At 63.8% G+C, this 20,293-nt stretch carries 17 protein-coding genes and 1 riboswitch; of the genes, 6 read left to right on the forward strand and 11 right to left on the reverse strand.

Annotated features, from left to right (window positions below; genetic code table 11):
* Window positions 1–29 precede the first annotated feature (29 nt).
* The gene (locus tag BX591_RS37170; protein ID WP_111933273.1) at window positions 30–1,697 is read right to left on the reverse strand and encodes an FAD-dependent oxidoreductase; all 1,668 of its coding nucleotides are present in this window, start codon (window positions 1,695–1,697) and stop codon (window positions 30–32) included.
* A 214-nt stretch (window positions 1,698–1,911) separates the two neighbouring features.
* Window positions 1,912–2,778, reverse strand: coding sequence for an NmrA family NAD(P)-binding protein (locus BX591_RS21215; protein ID WP_111933274.1), 867 nt, complete (start codon window positions 2,776–2,778; stop codon window positions 1,912–1,914).
* A gap of 209 nt (window positions 2,779–2,987) precedes the next feature.
* On the opposite strand from BX591_RS21215, the gene BX591_RS21220 reads away from it, so the two are divergent.
* Entirely contained in the window at window positions 2,988–3,902 is a 915-nt protein-coding gene (locus BX591_RS21220; RefSeq protein ID WP_111933275.1) for a LysR family transcriptional regulator, read from the forward strand.
* A 79-nt stretch (window positions 3,903–3,981) separates the two neighbouring features.
* On the opposite strand, the gene BX591_RS21225 is transcribed toward BX591_RS21220, so the two are convergent.
* Both BX591_RS21225 and BX591_RS21230 read right to left on the reverse strand, forming a co-directional pair.
* Window positions 3,982–4,515: a cytochrome b gene (locus BX591_RS21225; RefSeq protein WP_111933276.1), complete on the reverse strand. Its 534-nt coding sequence runs from the start codon at window positions 4,513–4,515 to the stop codon at window positions 3,982–3,984.
* Window positions 4,512–5,573: a catalase family peroxidase gene (locus tag BX591_RS21230; protein ID WP_111933277.1), complete on the reverse strand. Its 1,062-nt coding sequence runs from the start codon at window positions 5,571–5,573 to the stop codon at window positions 4,512–4,514. Before BX591_RS21230 ends, BX591_RS21225 begins: the two co-directional genes overlap by 4 nt.
* Window positions 5,574–5,816: 243 nt before the next feature.
* Between BX591_RS21230 and BX591_RS21235 the strand changes: the two genes are divergently transcribed.
* Window positions 5,817–6,272, forward strand: coding sequence for a hypothetical protein (locus tag BX591_RS21235; RefSeq protein WP_111933278.1), 456 nt, complete (start codon window positions 5,817–5,819; stop codon window positions 6,270–6,272).
* Here the strand turns inward: BX591_RS21235 and BX591_RS21240 are convergent.
* Window positions 6,217–6,834 (reverse strand): P-loop nucleotide/nucleoside kinase family protein, encoded by a 618-nt coding sequence (locus tag BX591_RS21240; RefSeq protein WP_208459635.1) that lies wholly within the window; start codon window positions 6,832–6,834, stop codon window positions 6,217–6,219. The two genes, BX591_RS21235 and BX591_RS21240, sit on opposite strands and share 56 nt — an antisense overlap.
* 26 nt (window positions 6,835–6,860) lie before the next feature.
* A complete protein-coding gene (locus BX591_RS21245) occupies window positions 6,861–7,202 on the reverse strand; it encodes a putative quinol monooxygenase (protein ID WP_244147080.1) in 342 nt (113 codons plus the stop codon).
* 338 nt (window positions 7,203–7,540) lie between these two features.
* Here BX591_RS21245 and BX591_RS21250 point away from each other — a divergent pair, with 338 nt between their 5' ends.
* Window positions 7,541–7,726: a hypothetical protein gene (locus BX591_RS21250; RefSeq protein ID WP_111933279.1), complete on the forward strand. Its 186-nt coding sequence runs from the start codon at window positions 7,541–7,543 to the stop codon at window positions 7,724–7,726.
* A gap of 27 nt (window positions 7,727–7,753) precedes the next feature.
* Window positions 7,754–9,868, forward strand: coding sequence for a phosphocholine-specific phospholipase C (locus BX591_RS21255; RefSeq protein WP_111933280.1), 2,115 nt, complete (start codon window positions 7,754–7,756; stop codon window positions 9,866–9,868).
* 167 nt (window positions 9,869–10,035) lie between these two features.
* Here the strand turns inward: BX591_RS21255 and BX591_RS21260 are convergent, their stop codons facing one another.
* A complete protein-coding gene (locus tag BX591_RS21260; protein WP_111933281.1) occupies window positions 10,036–11,976 on the reverse strand; it encodes a TonB-dependent receptor domain-containing protein in 1,941 nt (646 codons plus the stop codon).
* A 167-nt stretch (window positions 11,977–12,143) separates the two neighbouring features.
* Window positions 12,144–12,341, reverse strand: a riboswitch (cobalamin riboswitch).
* A gap of 160 nt (window positions 12,342–12,501) precedes the next feature.
* On the opposite strand from BX591_RS21260, the gene cobF reads away from it, so the two are divergent.
* Together cobF and BX591_RS21270 are read left to right on the forward strand one after the other, a co-directional pair.
* On the forward strand, window positions 12,502–13,278 hold the full coding sequence (gene cobF, locus BX591_RS21265; protein ID WP_111933282.1) for a precorrin-6A synthase (deacetylating): 777 nt from the start codon (window positions 12,502–12,504) through the stop codon (window positions 13,276–13,278).
* Window positions 13,279–13,586: 308 nt separating this feature from the next.
* Entirely contained in the window at window positions 13,587–13,853 is a 267-nt protein-coding gene (locus tag BX591_RS21270) for a hypothetical protein (RefSeq protein ID WP_111933283.1), read from the forward strand.
* A 10-nt stretch (window positions 13,854–13,863) separates the two neighbouring features.
* Here BX591_RS21270 and BX591_RS21275 read toward each other — a convergent pair whose 3' ends face one another.
* The 4 genes from BX591_RS21275 to BX591_RS21290 all read right to left on the reverse strand — a co-directional run bounded on the left by BX591_RS21275 (window position 13,864) and on the right by BX591_RS21290 (window position 20,249).
* Window positions 13,864–15,129, reverse strand: a complete 1,266-nt coding sequence (locus BX591_RS21275; protein WP_244147084.1) for an ATP-binding protein — start codon at window positions 15,127–15,129, stop codon at window positions 13,864–13,866.
* Window positions 15,130–15,287: 158 nt separating this feature from the next.
* Window positions 15,288–16,001: a response regulator gene (locus BX591_RS21280; protein WP_111933284.1), complete on the reverse strand. Its 714-nt coding sequence runs from the start codon at window positions 15,999–16,001 to the stop codon at window positions 15,288–15,290.
* 16 nt (window positions 16,002–16,017) lie between these two features.
* A complete protein-coding gene (locus BX591_RS21285; protein WP_111933285.1) occupies window positions 16,018–19,149 on the reverse strand; it encodes an efflux RND transporter permease subunit in 3,132 nt (1,043 codons plus the stop codon).
* Window positions 19,146–20,249 carry an efflux RND transporter periplasmic adaptor subunit gene (locus BX591_RS21290; protein WP_111933286.1) on the reverse strand — a complete coding sequence of 368 codons (1,104 nt, stop codon included), beginning with the start codon at window positions 20,247–20,249 and terminating at the stop codon, window positions 19,146–19,148. The genes BX591_RS21285 and BX591_RS21290 overlap by 4 nt, the downstream gene beginning before the upstream one ends.
* Between the last annotated feature and the right edge of the window lie 44 nt (window positions 20,250–20,293).

A 20,293-nucleotide genomic window follows, 5' to 3' on the forward strand; every position in this document is an offset into this window, starting at 1 on the left:
TGACGCAGGTCCCGCCGACATGGCCCCCCTCAGCTCGCAAGATACTGATGAACGGCCTGAATAGCGGCCGCGCCCTCGCCCACCGCCGCCGCAACTCGCTTGACGGAACCGCTACGCACGTCGCCGGCCGCAAAAACGCCCGGTGTGCTGGTCTCGAGATCATGCGGCGGCCGCTCCGCTTTCCATGCGGCGCCGGTCGCTGCGCCGGTCAGCACGAAGCCGGCCTTGTCCAGCGCGACACAACTGCCGAGCCACTTGGTACTCGGCTGGGCACCCAGAAAAAGAAACACATGCCGCACGGCCTGGTGTTCGATTTTCCCCTGCCGATCCCACTTGATCGCCTCGAGTTGCGACTCGCCGCACAACTCGACGATCGTTGTCTTCGTATGAAGCGTGATATTGGACGCGACGTTGATGCGGCGAATCAGGTAATCCGACATGCTCGCACTGAGCCCTTCGCCGCGAATGACCACGTGCACATGCTTCGCGAACTTCGCCAGAAAGACGGCGGCCTGACCGGCCGAATTCCCGCCGCCCACCACGATCACCTCGTGGTTGTTGCAAAGCGCCGCCTCCATGAAAGTTGCGCTGTAGTAAACGCCGCGCCCTTCGAATTCCTCCAGCCGGTTGATCTCCGGCTTCCGGTAACGTGCGCCGGTCGCGATCACGACAGCACGCGCATGAACGATCTCGTCATAGTTGAGCCCGATATGAAAGGCCCGCCCGTCGTCGCAATCGATCGTCAACGCCTCGATCGGCACGCCCACTTCCGCCCCGAACTTGCGGCATTGCGACAGGCCACGACCGGCCAACGCCTGCCCCGATATGCCGGTAGGAAAGCCGAAATAATTTTCGATCTTCGAACTGGTCCCTGCCTGGCCGCCCGGCGCCTTGACGTCCAGCACCGCGACCTTCAATCCTTCCGACGCGGCATACACCGCGGCCGCGAGTCCGGCCGGCCCCGCCCCCACCACGACGAGGTCGAAGGACGCGCCGTTCAAGCGGTCCGGACTCAGGCCGATCGCATCGGCGACGGCCCGGTTGCTGGGCCGCCTGAGCACGGTGCCTTGCGAGGTGACCACAATGGGGATCTCGGCTGCCGTTACCTCGTAACGCGCCAGCAGATCTTTCGTCTCGGCATGTTCGACGAGATCGAAGTACGCCGACGGCTGACCATTGCGGCTCAGAAAATGACGCACATGATGCGTCGCGGCCGAGGCGGTGCTACCGATCACCATCACTCCGGCATGCGCGCCCTGAATGAAAGCGACCCGGCGCAGGATATACGCGCGCATGATGGTTTCGCTCAACTCGGCTTCCGCCACCACGAGCGTGCGCAGCGATTCCTCGTCGATCACCACGACCTCGCAATCGGTGATGGCGCGCGCATTGGCTGCGGCGGCGCGGCCGGCGAGCGTGCCGACCTCGCCCGTGAAATTGCCGGGACCATGCGTGCCCAGTATCTGCGTACCTAGAACGGAGGTTCGGCTTGCCTCGATCGTGCCGGCCAGGATGACGAACATGGCTGTGTGCCGCTCGCCTTCGGCGTAGAGAATGTCGTTCGCTTTCAGCTTGCGGCGCTCGCCATATCGCTCCAGGATCGCCAGTTGTCTGTCGTCGAGGGTGGGATAGACCTGATGGTGTCGGCTGCCACCTAACGACAGATCCCCCGGAGGGGCTGAAGAATCTTTGCTCATGATGGGCTCCGTCAAGTCGTGTCACGACAGGACGCGATCCCTGCCGTGGAAATGCTGCATCCAGGGCGGATAGATTACCTCGTGTTGCGACACGCGAACGAGTCGATCTCGTTGATTTCCCGTAGGGACCCGTCGTCGAGCGCTCAGCTTATCGCCACGCCGAGCCTGCGCACCCGCGCCGAACGTCATGGCGCAGGGCGAATCGCGCGCCGCCTCAGCCGGCTCGCGACACCAGTTCCCGCACGACCGCCTCCAGCGTCACACGGCCCTTGATCACGCTCGCTGCGTCGCCTTCGAAATCGATCCAGCCTTCGTTGAAACCGTCGAGCATGCGGATGCGCGGCATCGGCTCTTTCATGCCCTGCCCTCTGAACAACGACTCCCACGTTGCGCGCGCCACGGCCTCGGCGCGGACCGGTCGTCCGAGCACGGCGGCGAACGCCGCGGCAAGATCGTTCGGACTCACGCGATGCGGTCCCTCCAGTTCCACCACGCGCTTGCCGCTCCAGGTCTCCTGCAGCAGTTGCGCGGCGACGTGGCCCACATCCGCCGTGGCCACCATGGGTACGGGTTTGTCGAGCGGCTGCAGAAAACTGTGCAGCACGCCTTCGTCGCGCGCCGGGGCAACGTCCCATGCGGCGTTTTCGAGGAACCAGCCGGGACGTAAAAACGTTACCGGCATCGGCAGTTCGTTGAGTGCCTGCTCCATCAGCGTGCGTTGGGTCAGCAAATTCGATTGGACGGCTTGCGCGCCGATCGTCGACAAACAGACCACCTTGCCGGGGCGCGCCGCGGCGAGCGCCGACTTCACGGCGTCGACAAAAACCCGCGCCTCGGGAAAGCCGGGCGACGGATCGAATTCCGACGGCGGCAGGATAAACGCGCCGGTCGCCCCGTCGAACGCCGCTGCGAGCGACGGGGCGTCATCCATATTGGCGGCCGCCAGTTCGCAGCCGCGCTCGGCCCATGCCTGCGCGCGCGCTGGATCGCGCACGACGGCGCGCACGGGGAGACTGGCCGAGAGCAGCGTGTGAGCCAGCGCGCCGCCGACTTTGCCGGTAATGCCAGTGATTGCGTACATGATCTGGTTTCCTTATCCGATTGAATGCCGGCGCACGGGTAGTCCGCTCAGAAGGCCCGCCCAACTGACGCGACCCGCGCTGCGACGTGTTGCTGAACGGCATTGTCGGCAAACGCGAAGAGAAACTAAATGACATGAATTACACTTGTGAGGTGACACAAAGTTACTAATCAGCCGTAGATCGCGACAATGACCGGAATGGAGCGCCGATGAGATCACCCACTGAGAACCTGTCCAGCGGGATCGGCGTGTTCGCCGCCGTCGTCGACGCGGGCACCTTCGCCGCCGCGGCCGATTTGATGGGCATGTCGCCGCCGGGCGTGAGCCGGGCTATCGCGCGACTCGAAAAGCGGCTGAAAATACGGCTCTTCAATCGAACGACCCGCTCCGTGTCGCTGACCGAAGAAGGCCGGCGTTTCTACGAACAGGTCATGCCGCACTTGCGAGGAATCGAGGAAGCGGCGGCCTGCGCCACCGGCGGTGCCACGACCGTACGCGGGAAACTGCGCATCAATCTCGACCCTGTCTCGTCGCGAGTCATTCTGGGCACGAGGCTGGATGCCTTCATGGATGCGCACCCCGAACTCGAACTCGAGTTCATTGCGCGCGATCAGCTTGGCGATCTGATCGTGGACGGTTTCGATCTGGCGTTGCGATTCGGCGAACCGCGTTCATCCACGCTGGTGGCACGCAAGCTTCTCGACACGCCGGTCGTGACGGTCGCGGCGCCCTCGTACCTCGCGCGTCATGGGCACCCTACCGGGCCGCAAGAACTGGAAAACGGCGCGCACCGATGCCTGGAGTTCCGCAATCCGGAAACCGGCAAGCCGTTTCCGTGGGAGTTTCATCGCAAGCGTAAAAAGCTGATTGTCGAGACGAAGGGCCGGCTGACGGTCAACGATCCGAGCGCGCTCATCAACGCCTGCCTGGCGGGCTCCGGGATTGCGCAGATGCTGCTGTTGGGATCCGAGCATCTGATTCAGGAGGGACGGCTGGTCCAGCTTTTCGCGGACTGGCCGGACGAGCGCTTTCCGCTTTACGCGTATCACCCGTCGCGGCACCACACACCGGCTAAAACGCGGGTGTTTCTTGATTTCATTGTTGGGTTGACTGGTGCGGGGTAGGAGGAAACGCCTCCCTCAGAAACCAACGCGCCCTCGATAGACGACGAAACAACGAAATTCCCTACCCGCTACGCGCCCCTCACCGCCAGCGCGCCATCGTCTCAAACACTCCATCGCGCCTCACCAGCGCATGCAACAGCGCCGCCGCCAGATGCAGCAAGATCAGCGCGAAGAAGCATAGCGCGAGGATCCGATGCGCGTTCCACAGCAGCGTGTGCAGCCCGTTGCTATGCGGCAGGATAGACGGCAACTGCACACCGAACACCACCACCGGATAATCCGCGGCCGACAACATGCCCCATCCCAGTAGTGGCAACGCAATCATCAGCACGTAAAACGCGAGATGCGACAGATGAGCGGCCAGCTTCATCGGCTCCGGCATCGACGCCGGCAACGGCGGCGCGCCGCGCGTCAATCTCACCACGAGGCGAATCAGCGCCAGCACGAGAATCACCATGCCCAGCGGTTTGTGGATGGACACCAGCGACAGATAATCCGGGCGCACGGTGGACACCATCCCGACACCGATGAACAACATCGCCAGAATGCAAACCGCCATCAGCCAGTGAAGCGCGCGTTGCAGCGGTGTGAAGCGATCGTGGATCGGGTTCATGGCGTGGTTCCTCCCGCCGGATGGTGCGGATAGTCCTTGTCTTCAGCGGTCCGCCGGTCGAACGAGACGGCATAGGCGGCCGAGCGCGCGGCGGGAAACGGATCGTCCGAGACGTGCATGCCGGGCGGTAGCACCGTCGGATCGAAGTTGATATCCCGGCACGGCCCGTCAGCCTCGGGCTCGATGGCATTGACCACCAGCGTACCCGCTTCCACTTTGCGCCGGTCGTCCGGCCAGGCTTTGGTGGGGTCCGCGGTCGGGTCGCCGGGATTGGCGAGCGTGAAGACCAGCGTCCAATGTTGCGGCGCGCTGTGGACCCGTTGCGTGATGTCCGCCGCGAGGAAGTCGGCGTCGCGCGCTTTCAACAGATCATGCGCAACGGCTTGGGGCGGCGCGGCGGGGATGAAAGACCAGCGCACCGCCTGGTCCTGTCCCGCGGCATTCGTGAAGATGAAGCTATTGAGGCTGTTGTAGCGCTCCTCGGCATAGGAAGCCGTCCACGGCGCACTGCCCGCCCACGCGACGAACGCGCCGAACTCCGGGTGCGCGCCGATGAAATTCTTCATGGCGTCCGGGTCTTTCTTGTTGGCCGACGCCTGCAGCAAACCGTAGAAAGCCTGCGGTGTGGAGACCGCAAAGAACGGCGCATCGATCATCGCGGTGCGCCATTCGCGTCCGTCCGGCGCGACGATGCGCAAGCTGAGGCCGCGCACCCGAACGGCGGCGTCCGGTGCCTTGGGGTCCGGCGTGGCGAGGTTGAAGCGGCCGGTGACCGGGTACGAGCCGGCCGCCAGCATCGGCGCCGTCGACAGCATCGCGGCCGTGCCGTTGGATTCGAAGCTGCCGGTAAAGCAGATGCCCTTGGCATGATTGCGCCGGAAGCCGAGCGTCGGACCGCCGGGAGGCGCCAGTCCGTTGACGATCCTGGCGGGCGTCAGACGGCCCGGAGAGAGCCACCCGGCCGTAAAGGCGAAGGCCGCCACCAGCGCGACCACCACGACTGCAATCAGTACCAGCGAACGAATGGGGGACGCGCTGGAAGTCGGTCTGTCGGCCATCTATCTCTCCCGATCTGGATTCGGCTGGGTGAAAGTCCGGCAAGCTGACGCCAATAGTGCCATCGATCCGCGGACTGCGCTCATTCACTGCCGTTCGCCAGCGCCCTGATGCGCCACCCATGGTTTCACCGGGCAACCGTTCCGAATCTGCGACCGCTGACGGCGCACGGCTATAATCGCGCTCGACCATTGCCACCATTGCCACCATTGCCCCATCGCCCCATCGTCCGGAAAGTCTCGCTCGTGAAAAAGATCGCTACCTTTGCGCTCGCTGCGCTAGCCCTCACGGCTTGCTCGTCCGCTGAAAAGCAGGCTCAGCAAGCCCAGCAATTCGTCCATGACGAGGCAGGTCTGACCGCTGCCCAACGCAACGCTACAGTCAATTGCACCCCGGCAAATTGCGACGCCGCGTGGGCGCTGACGAAACGCTATATCGAGCAGCATTCCGACACGTCCGTGACGCGCGCCGACGCCGTCGCTGTCGAGACCGACGTACCGTCTCGTTCAGGCAAGGTCGCCTTATCGGCAACCCGCGAAGCGAAGGGCGGCGGCGCGACGCTCACCCTGTTCGCGCAGTGCCGCAACATGTACGGACCGGACAACGAGCAAGGTTCGGACTATGACGAATGCGCCGGGAAAATCATCAACGCCCAGAATGGGTATGCGGCGTTTCTACGCACGCATGCGTCGGGTCAGTAAGCGCATCGATCATCGTGGCTGTCGCAAGCTCAACGTCGGTTGCGGCTTCGAACTGGGCCTCCATGAATTCGAACATGGCGGGCGTGACCTCGAATGCAAAGGTATCGCCCTTCTCTTCGTTTCTCGTCGTGACGCGGGCCTTGCGTAGATCGTACGGCGCGGTGACATAGTGAAGGCGTGCTGCAACGCCGGCGTCGCTGGCACGCGCGATAAACGCGGAACGGTTCTGGACTTTCATGAAACCCAGATCCAGCACAACGCTCGCACCGTTTTGAACGATCTGTTGAGCCACTGACCAGATCTGGCGCTCGCACCTCTGCACCCGCTCCATAATCCAGGCGAGATTCATCGGACTCGGCAGATCGGGACCGTATAAGCCGGCCATCCATTCATCGATAGAAAAACGCGTGGCCTTGCGTGACTCGGCGAGCTTGCGCGCGTAAAAAGACTTCCCCGCTCCTTGCGGTCCGAACACAATGTGTACTTGCGACACGGAACTCCCTGTTGGTATTAGTTGTTTTGGGCTGTCATTGAACAGATTGAGGTCGGCGCGTTTCGCCACTCTGCACGCGCCAACTCCATCCATGCCTACGCGACGCTCGTCGCCCCGAGTTGCAACACTGTCGCGGGTCCGGCTCGAAACGTCGGGCTATGCGCATCCGCCGCGATCATGTGGGCGGTAATATCGTGCGCCGCCAGTGCTTCTTTCGACGACCACTTTTCCAGCAAAACGAAGCGATCCTCGTCACCCGCGACAGGGTGTAAGTCATATTGCCGACACCCCTCCTCCGCTCGAACGATCGGCGCCAATTGACGGTAGGCCGCGAGTTGCTCAGCGCCCCGCCCGGGTTTCGTTTGAATCAGGATCATCAGCATGACTTCATCGGCCATCAACTTCCCCTCGGTATTCGAATCGTTTTTGAAGAACATTGCTCGCGCAACGAGATTGATCTTAACGGATAGAACCTCACTCTGCCCCCGGCAGCCTCGGCGAATACCGTATATAGCGGAATGCATTGCCATATGCCGTGCACATTGAAGCTCAGAACCCACACCCCCGGTTCAACCGCGTACGGTCGTTATAACCGCACCGTTCAAAACGTTAAATCAGCAGTTCATCAATCGCGAAGTCGAAAAAGAACATCTCTATTTTCACGAGACACTCGCACGTAATAATTCGAAACTATCTTCTCGGCATCGCGGACACCCATGAGCCGCGTTCGCCGGCGCGCGCTCGCGTCCCCTCGGTCACTTTCATGGAGACACTCATGCCGGGTCTGGCATTCCGTCCACTCGCGCTCATTGGCCTGTTTACCGTCACCGCGCTGCTCGGCGCGTGCGGCGATAACGTGTCGCCCTCGGCGGCACCCGTGGCGAAATCCGCGTGCGGCAATACGCCCGTCGCCAACACGCACATGAGCTGTCCTCCGGGCACCGTCTCGCCCGCCTCCTGACATCGGAATTCCAATTAGGTCCTTCGCATGGCCCCCAAAACCCGTCGAGATTTTTTGAAGCTATCCGCCGGACTTGCCGGCGCGACAGCCGCCAGCACGCTGTTTCCCGAATCGATTCGCAAGGCCCTGGCCATCGAACCGACTTCGGTCACCGGCACGATCCAGGACGTGCAGCACATCGTCGTCTTCATGCAGGAGAACCGCTCGTTCGACCACTACCTCGGTCACCTGAGCGGCGTGCGCGGCTATAACGACCGCTTTCCCGTGACCCTGCCGAACGGTCAACCCGTGTGGTTCCAGCCGCGCCAGGAAGATCAGACCAAGGTGATCGCGCCGTTCCGCTACGACACCACCAATCCGGGCATCAACGCCCAGTGTATTGGCGGTCTGCCGCACACGTGGGCCACGACGCACGGCGCGATCGACGGCGGCCGCGCCGACCAATGGGCGGTGCAGAAAACCAACATGACGATGGGCTATCACGAGCGTGCGGACATTCCGTTCCACTACGCGCTCGCCGATGCGTTCACCGTGTGCGACAACTACTTCTGCTCGATTCCCGGCAACACGCACCCGAACCGCATGTATCTGATGACGGGGATGGTCGACCCGCTGGCTACCGGCGGCGGCCCGCTGCTCGACAACACCGATTACATCGACAATCAGTTCGACGCCATCCAGTTGCAGCCGTTTAACTGGACCACCTACCCCGAGCGCCTCGAAACGGCCGGCGTGTCGTGGCAGGTCTATCAGCAAGGCACGGGCTTCGACAACTTCACCGGCAATTACGGCACCAACATGCTGGCCGCGTTCAAGAACTTCGTGAACGCGCCGGCCGGTTCGTCGCTGGCGAATCGCGGCATGAGCACGCGCTCGCTGACGCAACTGAAGGCCGACGTGCAAGCCAACGCGTTGCCGCAAGTGTCGTGGCTGCTGCCGCCAGCCGCCTATTCGGAGCATCCGAAATTCACGCCGCTGTACGGCGCCAACTACATCTCGACGATTCTCGACGCACTCACGTCGAATCCCGACGTGTGGAGCAAGACCGTCCTGTTCATCATGTACGACGAGAACGACGGCCTGTTCGATCACGTCGTGCCGCCGCAGGCGCCGACGGTGCCGGGCTCGGGCATGAGCACGGTGGACATTTCGCTGGAACGCCACAACGTCGTGACCGCGACCCAGGCCGGCACCTACACCGTCGACAACCTGCCGTACGGCCTTGGCCCGCGCGTGCCGATGACGGTCGTGTCGCCGTGGTCGAAGGGTGGCTTCGTCTGCTCGCAGGTGTTCGATCACACGTCGGTGCTGCAATTCATCGAGAAGCGTTTCGGCGTGATGGAAACCAATATCTCGCCGTGGCGCCGCGCGATTTGCGGCGACCTGACCACCGCGCTCGACTTCTCGAAGTCGGACTCGACCGTGCCGTCGCTGCCGAACACGACGACTTATGTCTCGCAAGCCGACCTGCAATGCGCGCGGCCGACGGCGCAAACCGCCCCCGCCAGCACGGCGCAGCAACTCGTGACCGCGCAGGAACCCGGCACGCGGCCGGCCCGCGCGCTGCCGTACGAATTGCACGTAAACGGCCAGTTGCAGGCGCAAGGCTACGCGTTGACGTTCGCCAACACCGGCACGCAGGGCGCGCATTTCTGGGTCTATACGGGCGACCCGACCGCGATGCCGCGCCGCTATACCGTCGAAGCCGGCAAGCAGTTGACCGACACCTGGACGCTGGATGCGAACGGCAACTACATGGTGAACGTGTATGGGCCGAACGGCTATTTCCGGCGATTCGGCGGGACGGCCGTCGCGGATGCCGCGGCAAAACCGGACGTGGTGACCTGCTACGACGTGGCGAACGGCAACGTCTACGTCACGCTCTCCAACGCGGGAACGACGCCGCTGACGGTCACGGCCACCGACGTCGCGTACGGCACGCCGCCGCAAACGCTGACCGTGCCGGCAGGGCAAACCGCCGAGGCGCACTGGGACCTGTCGTGCAACAGCCAGTGGTACGACTTTCAGTTCGCGGTGGCGGGGAACGCAAACTGGATACGACGCATTGCCGGCCACGTCGAAACCGGCAAGCCGAGCATCACGGACCCGGCCGCGGTTGCGCCGGTGACGACGGCGATCTGATTCAGGCGAGCGTTAAGCCGTAGCCTGAGTTGTCGTATCGAGGGTTTTTGCACCGCTGCCTGCATCAAGTAAAACGTCTGCTACGCGAAGCGCGCAGCAGACGTTTCTTTTTGTGGCGTCGGGTTCGGCAGCGCATCAGTTTCAGTTCAGCGCATCGCCCGAAAACATCAGAACGTATACGCCAGCTTCCCGAACGCAGTCCGTCCCAGCGTGTTGTACCCGTAAGCGGTCGAGTACTGGTGATTGAAAAGATTCGACAGCGACGCGGACAAGGTCAGATGCGAATTGACCGTGTAGGCAGCACGCAGACCGACCGTGGTGTAAGAAGGCAGATACGTCGTATTAGCCGGATCGTCGTAGGTCGAGCCGCCGTACTGCAGCGTGAAGCCGGTGCTCAACGCGTGCAGATGAAATTCGTCCCAAGTGTGATCGACGCTCAGGCTAACCGTCTGACGCGGCCGGCGATTGAGCCATGTCTGGTCGGTCACGTCCTGCGGATTCAGAAAACCGAGCGCGAGACTCACCGGCGTCGAGCGGCCGAGCGTGCCCCGGTACGACAGATCGATACCCTGAATATGCGCGCGCCCCACGTTCACCGGTGCAAACGTCACCGGGTCGTACGTGATGAGGTCATGCACCCGCGTGTCGTACAACGCGGCCGTCAACGTGCCGATCGACGTGGTGGCATCGAGCGCGGCTTCGACCGTATCGCTGCGCTCGGGCACCAGGTTCGGGTTGGAGAAACCCGGGTAATACAGATCGTTGAACGTCGGCAGGCGGAACGCGTTGCCATACGAAACGCGCGCGGTATAAACCGGCGTGATCGCGTACGCGAGCGCCACGTTGCCGGTATTGACCGACTGCCCTTGCACGATCTCGTGGCGTCCCGCGAGGAACAGCGTGAACGCCCCCAGCGCAACCGATTGATGCAGCGAGACAGCCGAATCGTTACGAGCGGGCACGCCCGCCGGAATATCGATCGGCAGGAAAGCCTGCTCGCGCGAGAAGTCGTAAGCGAGCTTCGTCTCGCCGGACAACGGCAGGCTGAACAGCGTATGCCCATGCTCCTGATGCGTCAGCGAAGTCGACGTGCTGAAACGCGTCGAGTCGATTTCGTCGGTGGCGAGGGTCGGGTCGTTCGCGTACAGGAACTGGCGGTCGTTCGCGTAGCCGAACGACTGGTCGAATTGCGTGTACGGCGTAATGTCCACATGCAGCGCGATACCGGTCGTCAGTTGATGATCGAGTTGCTGGTTGTCGCCGCCGGCGTTGTCGTAAGAGAACGTGGACTTGTGATAAAGCGCGAAGGTCGAGATCGACCAGTTGTCGCGCGCATAGCCGAGCCGCGCGTCCACGTCTTGCGCGTGGTACGGATTGCGACCGTCTTCGTGACCGTACGCGAACGGTTTGGTGGCGTCGATCCCCGCCGTGTTGTAGTCGTGCAGGCCCAGCGAGTACGTCAGCCCGGACAACGCCGAGAGCGGGCCGGTGGACGGAATGCTGCCCGAGGTGCGCAGTTGCGTGTCGAACGTCTTGTTCGAGCCGCCGCCCACCGAGACCGTGGTCCGGTTAGGCTGATTCGCCGCGTGGTTCGTGAAGAGCTGAACGACGCCGCCCACCGCGTCCGCGCCAAACGATGCCGCCGCTGGTCCCGAGATGACCTCGACGCGGTCGAACGCGGAAGTCGGCAGATCGGCCCACTCGGCCTGACCCGTCGTTGCGGAACCGACCCGGATACCGTCGATGAATACCGCCACCTGGCTGCCGCTCGACCCGCGAATGCTGACGGATGCCGTCGCGCCCGGTCCGCCGTTTTGCGACACGGTGACGCCGGGCAACGTAGCCAGCGCTTGCGTGATGCTCGGATCACCTGGCGACAAACGCTCGAGATCCGCCTTGTCCAGCACCTGCGTCGACGCATAGCGCTGATCGAACGATTGCGGCAGATGCTGCGTATCGCCCGTCACGAGAATATTCGGCAGCGTGGTTGGGGCCGGCTGTTGCGCGGCGGGCGACAGCGACGCGTCGTCCGCGGCGTGCGCGGTTTGCCAGGCGGACACTGAGGAAACCGTCAGCGCGGAGGTAATGAGAAGATGACGGAGCTTCATAGCGAGCGAATGCCTGATGCGCAAACGCGAAGGCACAACGCCCCCGCGCGTGGAGCGTGTTGAAAAATACGAGTGGACATGACAGGTCCTGAGGTTAGGCTGTCTTTGCAACGAGCAACCGCATATGGCGATGCCGGCGCGTCGGGACACCCCGCCCGACACGGCTGCGCAGACCTCGGTCGATGGCAGGTCTCCTGGCTCGCGAGTCGCCGTTGCGCGCCGACCTTCCCGGTGTCCCAGTGGTCATGAGTGGCGCGAACTCGTCGCTTACAGTTGCGGGGGCAGCCGCAGACTCGGCGCATTGCTGCGCCTCACTGCATTCCCTTTTGATCCCGGTCAGGGGAACCATCAGGGCGCAAGGGTAACAGGAGCCGCCGCCGATGGAAATGACCAGGTGGCTTGCCGCGCGCCAGTTCGTGATGCCGTGCAGTGCGCGAGTCACGCTATGATTCAGCCAGCTCGAACGGCGCAGCTCGACAGCATCGAGCTGATCTCCACTCATCCTCATTAACCGGAAATCTCTTGATGAAAAAAATCCTGATCATCGGGATCGGCGCGGGCGATCCGGATTACCTGACGGTTCAGGCGATCAACGCGCTCAACCAGGCCGACGTGTTCTTCGTGATGGACAAAGGCGTCGCGAAAGAGAAGCTGATCGCGCTGCGCAAGCAGATCATCGAGCGTTTCGTCGAAGACGAGCGCTACCGGATCGTCGAGGCGACCAACCCCGAACGCCGGCCCGACGACGGCGACTATCGTGCGGCGGTCGACGAGTTGAACCGCGACAAGCAACGCATTTTCGAACGCCTGATCGCCGAGGAACTGAACGACGGCGAGGTCGGCGCGTTTCTGGTGTGGGGCGATCCGTCGCTGTACGACAGCACGATCCGCATCGTCGAAACGATCGCCGGGTCGGTCGTGGCAGGCGGTAGCGAAGCGCTCGACTACGAAGTGATTCCCGGCATCAGCAGCGTCCAGGCGCTGGCGGCGCGGCATAAGGTTCCGCTGAACCTGATCGGCCGCTCGATCACGATCACCAACGGCCGCTCGATCGCCGAAGGCTTCCCGCACAACGTGGACAGCGTCGTCGTGATGCTCGACTCGCAGAATGCCTACCGGCATCTCGCGAATGACGATCTCGACATTTACTGGGGCGCCTATGTCGGCACGCCGGACGAAATTCTCATCGCCGGAAAACTGCGCGACGTCATGGACGAAATCGAACGCGTCAGGGCCGAGGCACGCCGCACGCATGGCTGGATCATGGACACGTATCTGCTGCGCAAACGCGCGCGCGCCTGACCAAACATGACGGCGCCCGAGTCCGCCTGACGCGGGCGGCGCAATGCCACAAGGGCGCGCTACCCCGCTGCGGCGCCGCTCGGGCGCCCGCCGGGTTATCTGCTGTAACCGCCGGTATTGTGCTTTTTATCCTCCTTGCGCCAATGCGGCTTATATTGATGTTAGAGGTGTTCCCGCAGCGACAAGTCCGTTGATTGGGCCTGACATGCGCGGCACACATGCGCCCGGGTATGATGCCGGTCGCACTCTGAGCGGAGTCCGGTTCGCCGGCGCTCCTCACGTCGCCTTTTTCAGCCACGAGAATCATCATGCCTGCCCAACACGACGAAGCCCCCACCGCCCACGCCACGCCGGGCAAGGCGAAACGCAGAGCGCTGCCAGTGCCGGCGCGCAATCTTCTGATGGTCGCCGTCGGCGTCGTGGTGTTCGCGATCGTCGCGGGCGTCGTACTTTACGGTCCCATTACGTATGGCGACGAGATTCCGAACTTCGGCATCATCCTCATGCTGACCGTGCCGGTTATCGCGGGCGTGGCGTTCCGGGTCGGGCTGGATGCCTGGCTGGATCGGGTCTAAGCACAATCCACTACGCGAGCGGCAGTACCACCCACACCTCCAGCCCGCCGCCCTCGCGCGCATGAAACTGCAGGCTGCCATGGTGCAGCCGCGCGATCCGCTCGACGATCGCCAGTCCGAGCCCCGTGCCACCGCTATGCGCGCGCGCATTGCTGCCGCGCTGAAACGGCGCCTTCAGTTGCTCCAGTTCCTGCGCCGACAACCCTTTGCCGCGGTCACCGACCGCCACGTACACCGCCTCCGGCGTCGTCCAGCTGCGCACCGCGAGTCCCGTTCCGCCATAGACGATCGCGTTCTGCATCAGGTTCATCAGCAGACGCATCATGCTGATCGGCCGGTACGCGATAGCCGGCAATACCGCGAGCGACAACGCGAATTCATGCCCTAGCCCCGCGAAATCGCCCGCGAGGCGTTCGATCAAGGCATTCAGATCGCCGGGTTCCGCGGCCTCGCGTTCGCCGCTGCCCGCGTAATCCATGAACTGCTGCAGGATCGTTTCGATCTGGTCGAGGTACGACTCGGCGGCGACCACAAAACTGCTGTCGCTGCCGTGCGGCATCGCCATGGCCATCGAGAGGCGCAGTTTGGTCAGCGGCGTGCGGATGTCGTGCGAGATGCCGGCCAGCATCAGCGCGCGGGTTGCCTCGGCCTGCTGCAACGCCTGTGTCATCTGATTGAAAGCATGGCTCACCGTGGCGATTTCAGTCGGACCGTCGGTGGGCAACGGCGCGGGGGTCTCGCCGGCGCTCACGCGGCGCGCGGCGCGCGTCAGTTGCTGGAGTGGCTGGTTGAGGTGGCGCTGGATCACATAGCCGGTCAGCGCCGCCAGCGCGCCCAAACCGAGCGACAGCAGGATCGCGGCGTCGAGTCCGTTGCCCTGCGCGTCCTCGGGAATCGGCAGTGCGATCCAGTACGGCGCTTGCGGCGCATCGGCCGGCCCATGCATCCGGATCCACAGCCGCTGACCGCCGACCGACTGCCAGCGCGCCGGCATGTCGGCAGGTAGATGCGCGCGCAAGCTATCGAGAAACACGTTGCGCTGATAGATGCGATAGGCGCGCAACAGATTGGTCGGCTGCGCTTCTATGGCATCGTCGGGCAGTTGCGCGCGAGCGTCGAGCCGCGCGGTCAGCGTGGCGCGCGCGCTAGGCGGCGTGGCGGCGAGCAGGTTGTCGAGCGTCGTCACGTAAGTCGCGAAAACGGCGGCCGCTCGTTCTACACGCGGCCGCTGCACGTAATGCAGCAACACGCCGAGCGCGCAGGCCTGGCTCAACATCACCAGCACGATCAGCAAGGCGATGTTGCGCGCGAGCAGCGTTCTGGGCAGCAGCGCTCGTAGCACGCCGGCTGGTGCCGCTTGCCCCGCTCCTTGCACGCCGCTTTGCACGTCGCCTTGCACGGCGTGTTTTTGCGTTCCGTCCGGCTCCGCGCGCGTCATGAGTCGACGTCCGCGGCCAGCATGTAGCCGATGCCCCACACCGTCTTGATGAAGCGCGGCTTGGACGGATCCTCCTCGACGATCTGCCGCAGCCGCAGCACCTGCACGTCGATGCTGCGATCGAGCGCGTCATGCTCGCGGCCGCGTGCGCGCGCCAGCAGATTGTCGCGGCTCACCGGCCGGTTCGGCGACGAAGCCAACGCGACCAGCAACAGCATCTGCGCCGAATGAATCTCCAGCAGCGCGCCCGCGCGCGACAATTGCTGCTTGCCGACGTCGAGCGAGAAATCGCCGAAACGCACCGATTGCGAGGTCACCGTGACGTCGCCGGACGCCATTTTCTGGCGCCGCAGCAGCGCATTGATACGCGCCACCAGTTCGCGCGGCAGGAACGGTTTGGCGAGGTAGTCGTCGGCGCCGGTTTCGAGGCCGACCACGCGGTCGAGCGGATCGCCCTTCGCGGTCAGCATCAGGATCGGCAAGGTCTGCCCCTGTTCACGCAGACGCGCGCAGATTTCGAGGCCGTCTTCGGCGCCGATCATCAGATCGAGCACGAGCAGGTCGAACGGCTCACGCTCCAGATAACGGTCGAGCCGCTTGCTGTCTTCCGCGACGCGCACGTCGAAACCGTGGCCGCGCAGGAAGCGCTGCAGCATGTTGCGCAATTCGACTTCGTCGTCGAGCACGATAATCTTGGCGGGGCGTTCCATGCGAAAGCTCCTCGATTTAAGCGTCGGGCGGCGTATGGCGCGCCGCGTGCCGTTCGGCCAGACGCTGCAACAGCACGTAGAACGACGGAATGAACAGCACGGCGATACACGTGGAGGCGAGCATCCCCGAAAATACCGCAATCCCGAGCGAACGGCGCGCGCTCGCACTCGCGCCGGTGGCGATCACGAGCGGCACCACGCCGAGAATGAAGGCGAACGAGGTCATCATGATCGGCCGGAACCGCAAACGCGCCGCTTCCACCGCGGCCTGCGCAATGCCCACGCCCTGCGAACGCAAATGCCGCGCGAACTCCACGATCAGAATCGCGTTTTTCGCCGACAACGCGATCAGCAGCACGAGGCCGATCTGCGTGTACAGATTGTTGGCGGCGCCGAGCAGCGCCAGCGTGCCCGCCGTGCCGAGCAAGGCGAGCGGCACGGCCAGCACCACCGCGACCGGCAGCAGCCAGCTTTCGTACTGCGCGGCCAGCACGCAGAACACCAGCAACACGCCCACGGCGAAGACCCAGTAGGCCGAGTTGCCGACCAGCTTCTCCTGATACGACATCGCCGTCCATTCGTAGCCGACGCCGGCCGGCAGAATCCGCGCGGCCTCCTGCTCGAACGCCGCGATTGCGTCGCCGGTGCTGTAACCGTTCGCCGGATTGCCGTTGATGGCCGCGGCCGGCGCGAGGTTGTACAGCGTCGCGACGGCCGGGCCGACGCTCGTGTGCGCGTCGATGAAGGTGCCCAGTTCGACCATGTGGCCGCTGTTGCTGCGAATCTGCAAACGGCGAATGTCGTCGGTGTCGCGACGGAATGCGCCGTCGGCCTGCACGAATACCGGGAACGTATGGTTGAAAGTCGTGAACTGGTTCACGTAACTGGAGCCGACATAGTCCTCCAGCAGATCGAACACATTGCCGACCGGCACCTGCAACGATTCGGCCTTGGCGCGATCCAGCGTAAGTTCGACGGTCGGCACCGACGCGCGAAACGGGCTGAACACGCGCTGTAATTCAGGCCGCTTCGAGACGCCCGCGATCAGCGCGTCGGTAGCGTCCTGCAGCCGCTGATAGTTTTGCGAGCCATCGGTCAGCATCACCTGCATCTGTACGCCGCCGCTATTGCCCAGGCCCTGGATCGGCGGCGGCACGATCACCACGGAGCGCACGTCGGGCAGCTTCGCGAGTTCGCGGTTCATGCGCAGATACAGCGAGCGCAGGTCTTCGCCTTTGCCGCGTTTGCTCCAGTCGTCGAGCGTCACGTAGATCAGCGCGGAGTTCGGCAGCGAGGCGTTATTGTCGAGCGGCGAGATGCCGCCGATCGACACGACATGGCTCACACCGGGAATCGCGCCGATCAGTTTTTCGATCTGCTTACTTGCCTCGCGAGTGCGCCCGAGCGACGCGGCATCCGCGAGTTGCGCGGCGATCAGCATGTAGCCCTGGTCTTCGAGCGGAATGAAGCTGGTGGGAATACGCGTGAGCAGGAACGCGGACGCCGCGCCGAGCGCCAGCGCGATCACGAGCGCGAGGCGGCAACGCGCCACGAACCACGCAACCACCCGCACGTAGCCGCTTTCCACGCGTGCGTAGCCTTTGTCGAACACGCGATACACCACGTTCGGCTTGCCGGGCCGCGCCGGCCGCAACCACCTGGCGCTTTGCACCGGTTTGAGCGTGACCGCATTGATCGCGCTGATCACCGTGGTGGCGACCACCACCAGTGCGAATTGCCGGTACATCTGTCCCGTCACGCCGCCGAGAAACGCCGACGGCAAAAACACGGAGATCAGCACCAGTGTGATGCCGATAATCGGCCCCAGCAATTCGTGCATCGCGTCGATGGCAGCCTGCCTGGGCGTCTTGCCCAGCTCGATGTGTTGGGTGATCCCTTCCACCACGACGATCGCGTCGTCCACCACGATCCCGATGGCCAGCACGATCGCGAAGAGCGTCAGCAGGTTGATCGAAAAGCCGAGCAGATAGATCGCGCCGAACGTGCCGACGATGGTCACCGGAATCGTCGTGGCGGGCACCAGCATCGCGCGCCAGTTCTGCAGAAACAGCAGGATCACCGCGAGCACCAGTAGCGCCGCCTCGAACAGCGTCTTGTAGACGTCGAGCACCGATTGCCGTACGAAGGTCGTCGTGTCGAACGGCAACTGATAGCTGACGCCTTTCGGCATGCCTTTTGCGAGACGCGCCATGGTCGCCTTCACCGCATTGCCGACCTCCAGTGCATTCGCCTCGGGCAACTGATAGATCGCGATGCCGGCCGCGGGTTTACCGTCGAGATTGAAGAACTGCCCGTAGCTGGATGAGCCGAGTTCGGTGTGCCCGACATCGCGAATACGCACGAAATGACCGCCGTCGTTCGGATCGGCTTTGACGATGATGTCGTCGAATTCGTGCGGATTGGTGAGCGCGCCTTGCATCGTCAGCGTCAGTTGAAACGCGGCGCCGCCCGCGTTCGGTTCCGCGCCGAGCTGACCCGCGCTCACGTCTTTGCTCTGGCTCTGGATCGCCTGCATCACGTCGGCGGCGGTCAAACCACGTTCGCTGAGTTTCTGCGGATCGAGCCACACGCGCATGCTGTATTGACCGGTGCCGAACACGGTGACGTCGCCGACACCCGGCAAACGCGCGAGCGTGTCGCGCAGCGAAATCACCGCGTAGTTGCTGAGGAACAGCGAATCGTATTTCGGATCGGGCGATTGCAGCGTGTACAACTGCAGGATCGCGGTGGAGCGCTTGCGCACGGTGACGCCCTGCTGCTGCACCGCCTGCGGCAATTGCGCGGTGGCGGCTGAAACACGGTTCTGCACCAGCACCTGCGCCTTGTCGACATCGGTGCCGACGGCGAAGGTCACGGTGAGCGTGTAGGTGCCGTCGTTGGTGCTGGTCGATTGCATGTACAGCGCGTTTTCCACGCCGTTCACCTGCGTTTCGATCGGCAGCGCCACGCGATCGATTACCGTCGCCGCGCTCGCGCCGGGAAACCGTGCGACCACCTGCACGGTGGGCGGCGTGATCGGCGGATACTGCGCGATCGGCAGATTGATCAGCGCCACGCCGCCCAGCAGCATCACGATCAGCGCGATCACATTGGCAAAAACCGGGCGCTCGACAAAGAAGCGGATCATGACCGACCCTGCGCGGCCGCGACCACCTGCACGCGGGCGCCGGGCGCGATGGCTAGCGCGCCGCCGGTCACCACCTGGTCGGTTGCGTTCAGGCCCGACGTGACAGCGCGCAACGTGCCGTACAGACCACCGGTTTGCACCGTGCGCTTCTCGATCACGCCCGCGGCATTCACGATCAGCACGAATGCGCCCGCCTGCTCGCGCAGCAAGGCGGTATCGGGAATCAGCAAAACGTTGTGCGGTGCGCCGGCCGGGATATGCACCTCGACCGACATGCCGGGAATCAGATGCGCGTCCTGATTGGCGATATCGGCGCGCAGTTTGAGCGCACCGCTGCCCGAATCCACGCGGGTATCGACGAATTCGAGCGCGGCGTCTTCACCCTGCGCAGCCGGCGCGCCGAGCACGTTCACGCGCACGGTACGCGGCGGTTTCGTGAACAGCCCGATACGGTTCGCGTCACGCTCGTTCAGCGTGAAATTCACGTACACCGGTTGAATGCGGTCCAACGTGGCGAGCTTGCTGGAGTCGGACGCGCCGACCAGATTGCCGACGTCGAATGCACGCGCGCCGATGCGGCCCGCGAACGGCGCGCGGATTTCCGTATAGCCGAGATTGATGCGCGACATGTCGCGTTTGGCGAGCGCCTGGTCGCGCGTGGTCTGCGCTTTCTGCAACGACGATTCGGAGGTCGCGTTGTCGGACGTGAGCTGCTTCTGGCGCGTCAGCTCCTGATCCGCGTTGACGAGCGCGGCCTGGTCGTACGTGAGTTGCGCACGGTACGAATCCGGCTCGATGCGAAACAGCAACTGGCCCTGCTTCACGTACGCGCCGTCGGCGAAACCGATCTGCTGCAATACGCCCTGCACGCGCGCCACCAGCGTGACCGTGGCGGACGGCGCGACGGTGCCGCTCAGGTCGAGTTGCTCGCGCACCTCGCGCGGCACGGGTCGGCTTACGCTGACTTGCGGCAGCGGCGCGTTTTGCGCGGCCTGGGTGGTGTCGTCGTGGCAGGCCGTTAGCGTGAGGATCAGCGTGGCGAGCACGAGCGCAGTGACGACCGGCCGCCGCGCAATGTCAGACGCGGTTGCGGAGCTCATTGCGCTCTTCGTCAGGCTCTTTGTTTGGATGTTTGTTTGGCCCC

It is taken from the genome of Paraburkholderia bryophila, assembly GCF_003269035.1.
Taxonomy (GTDB): Bacteria; Pseudomonadota; Gammaproteobacteria; order Burkholderiales; family Burkholderiaceae; genus Paraburkholderia; species Paraburkholderia bryophila.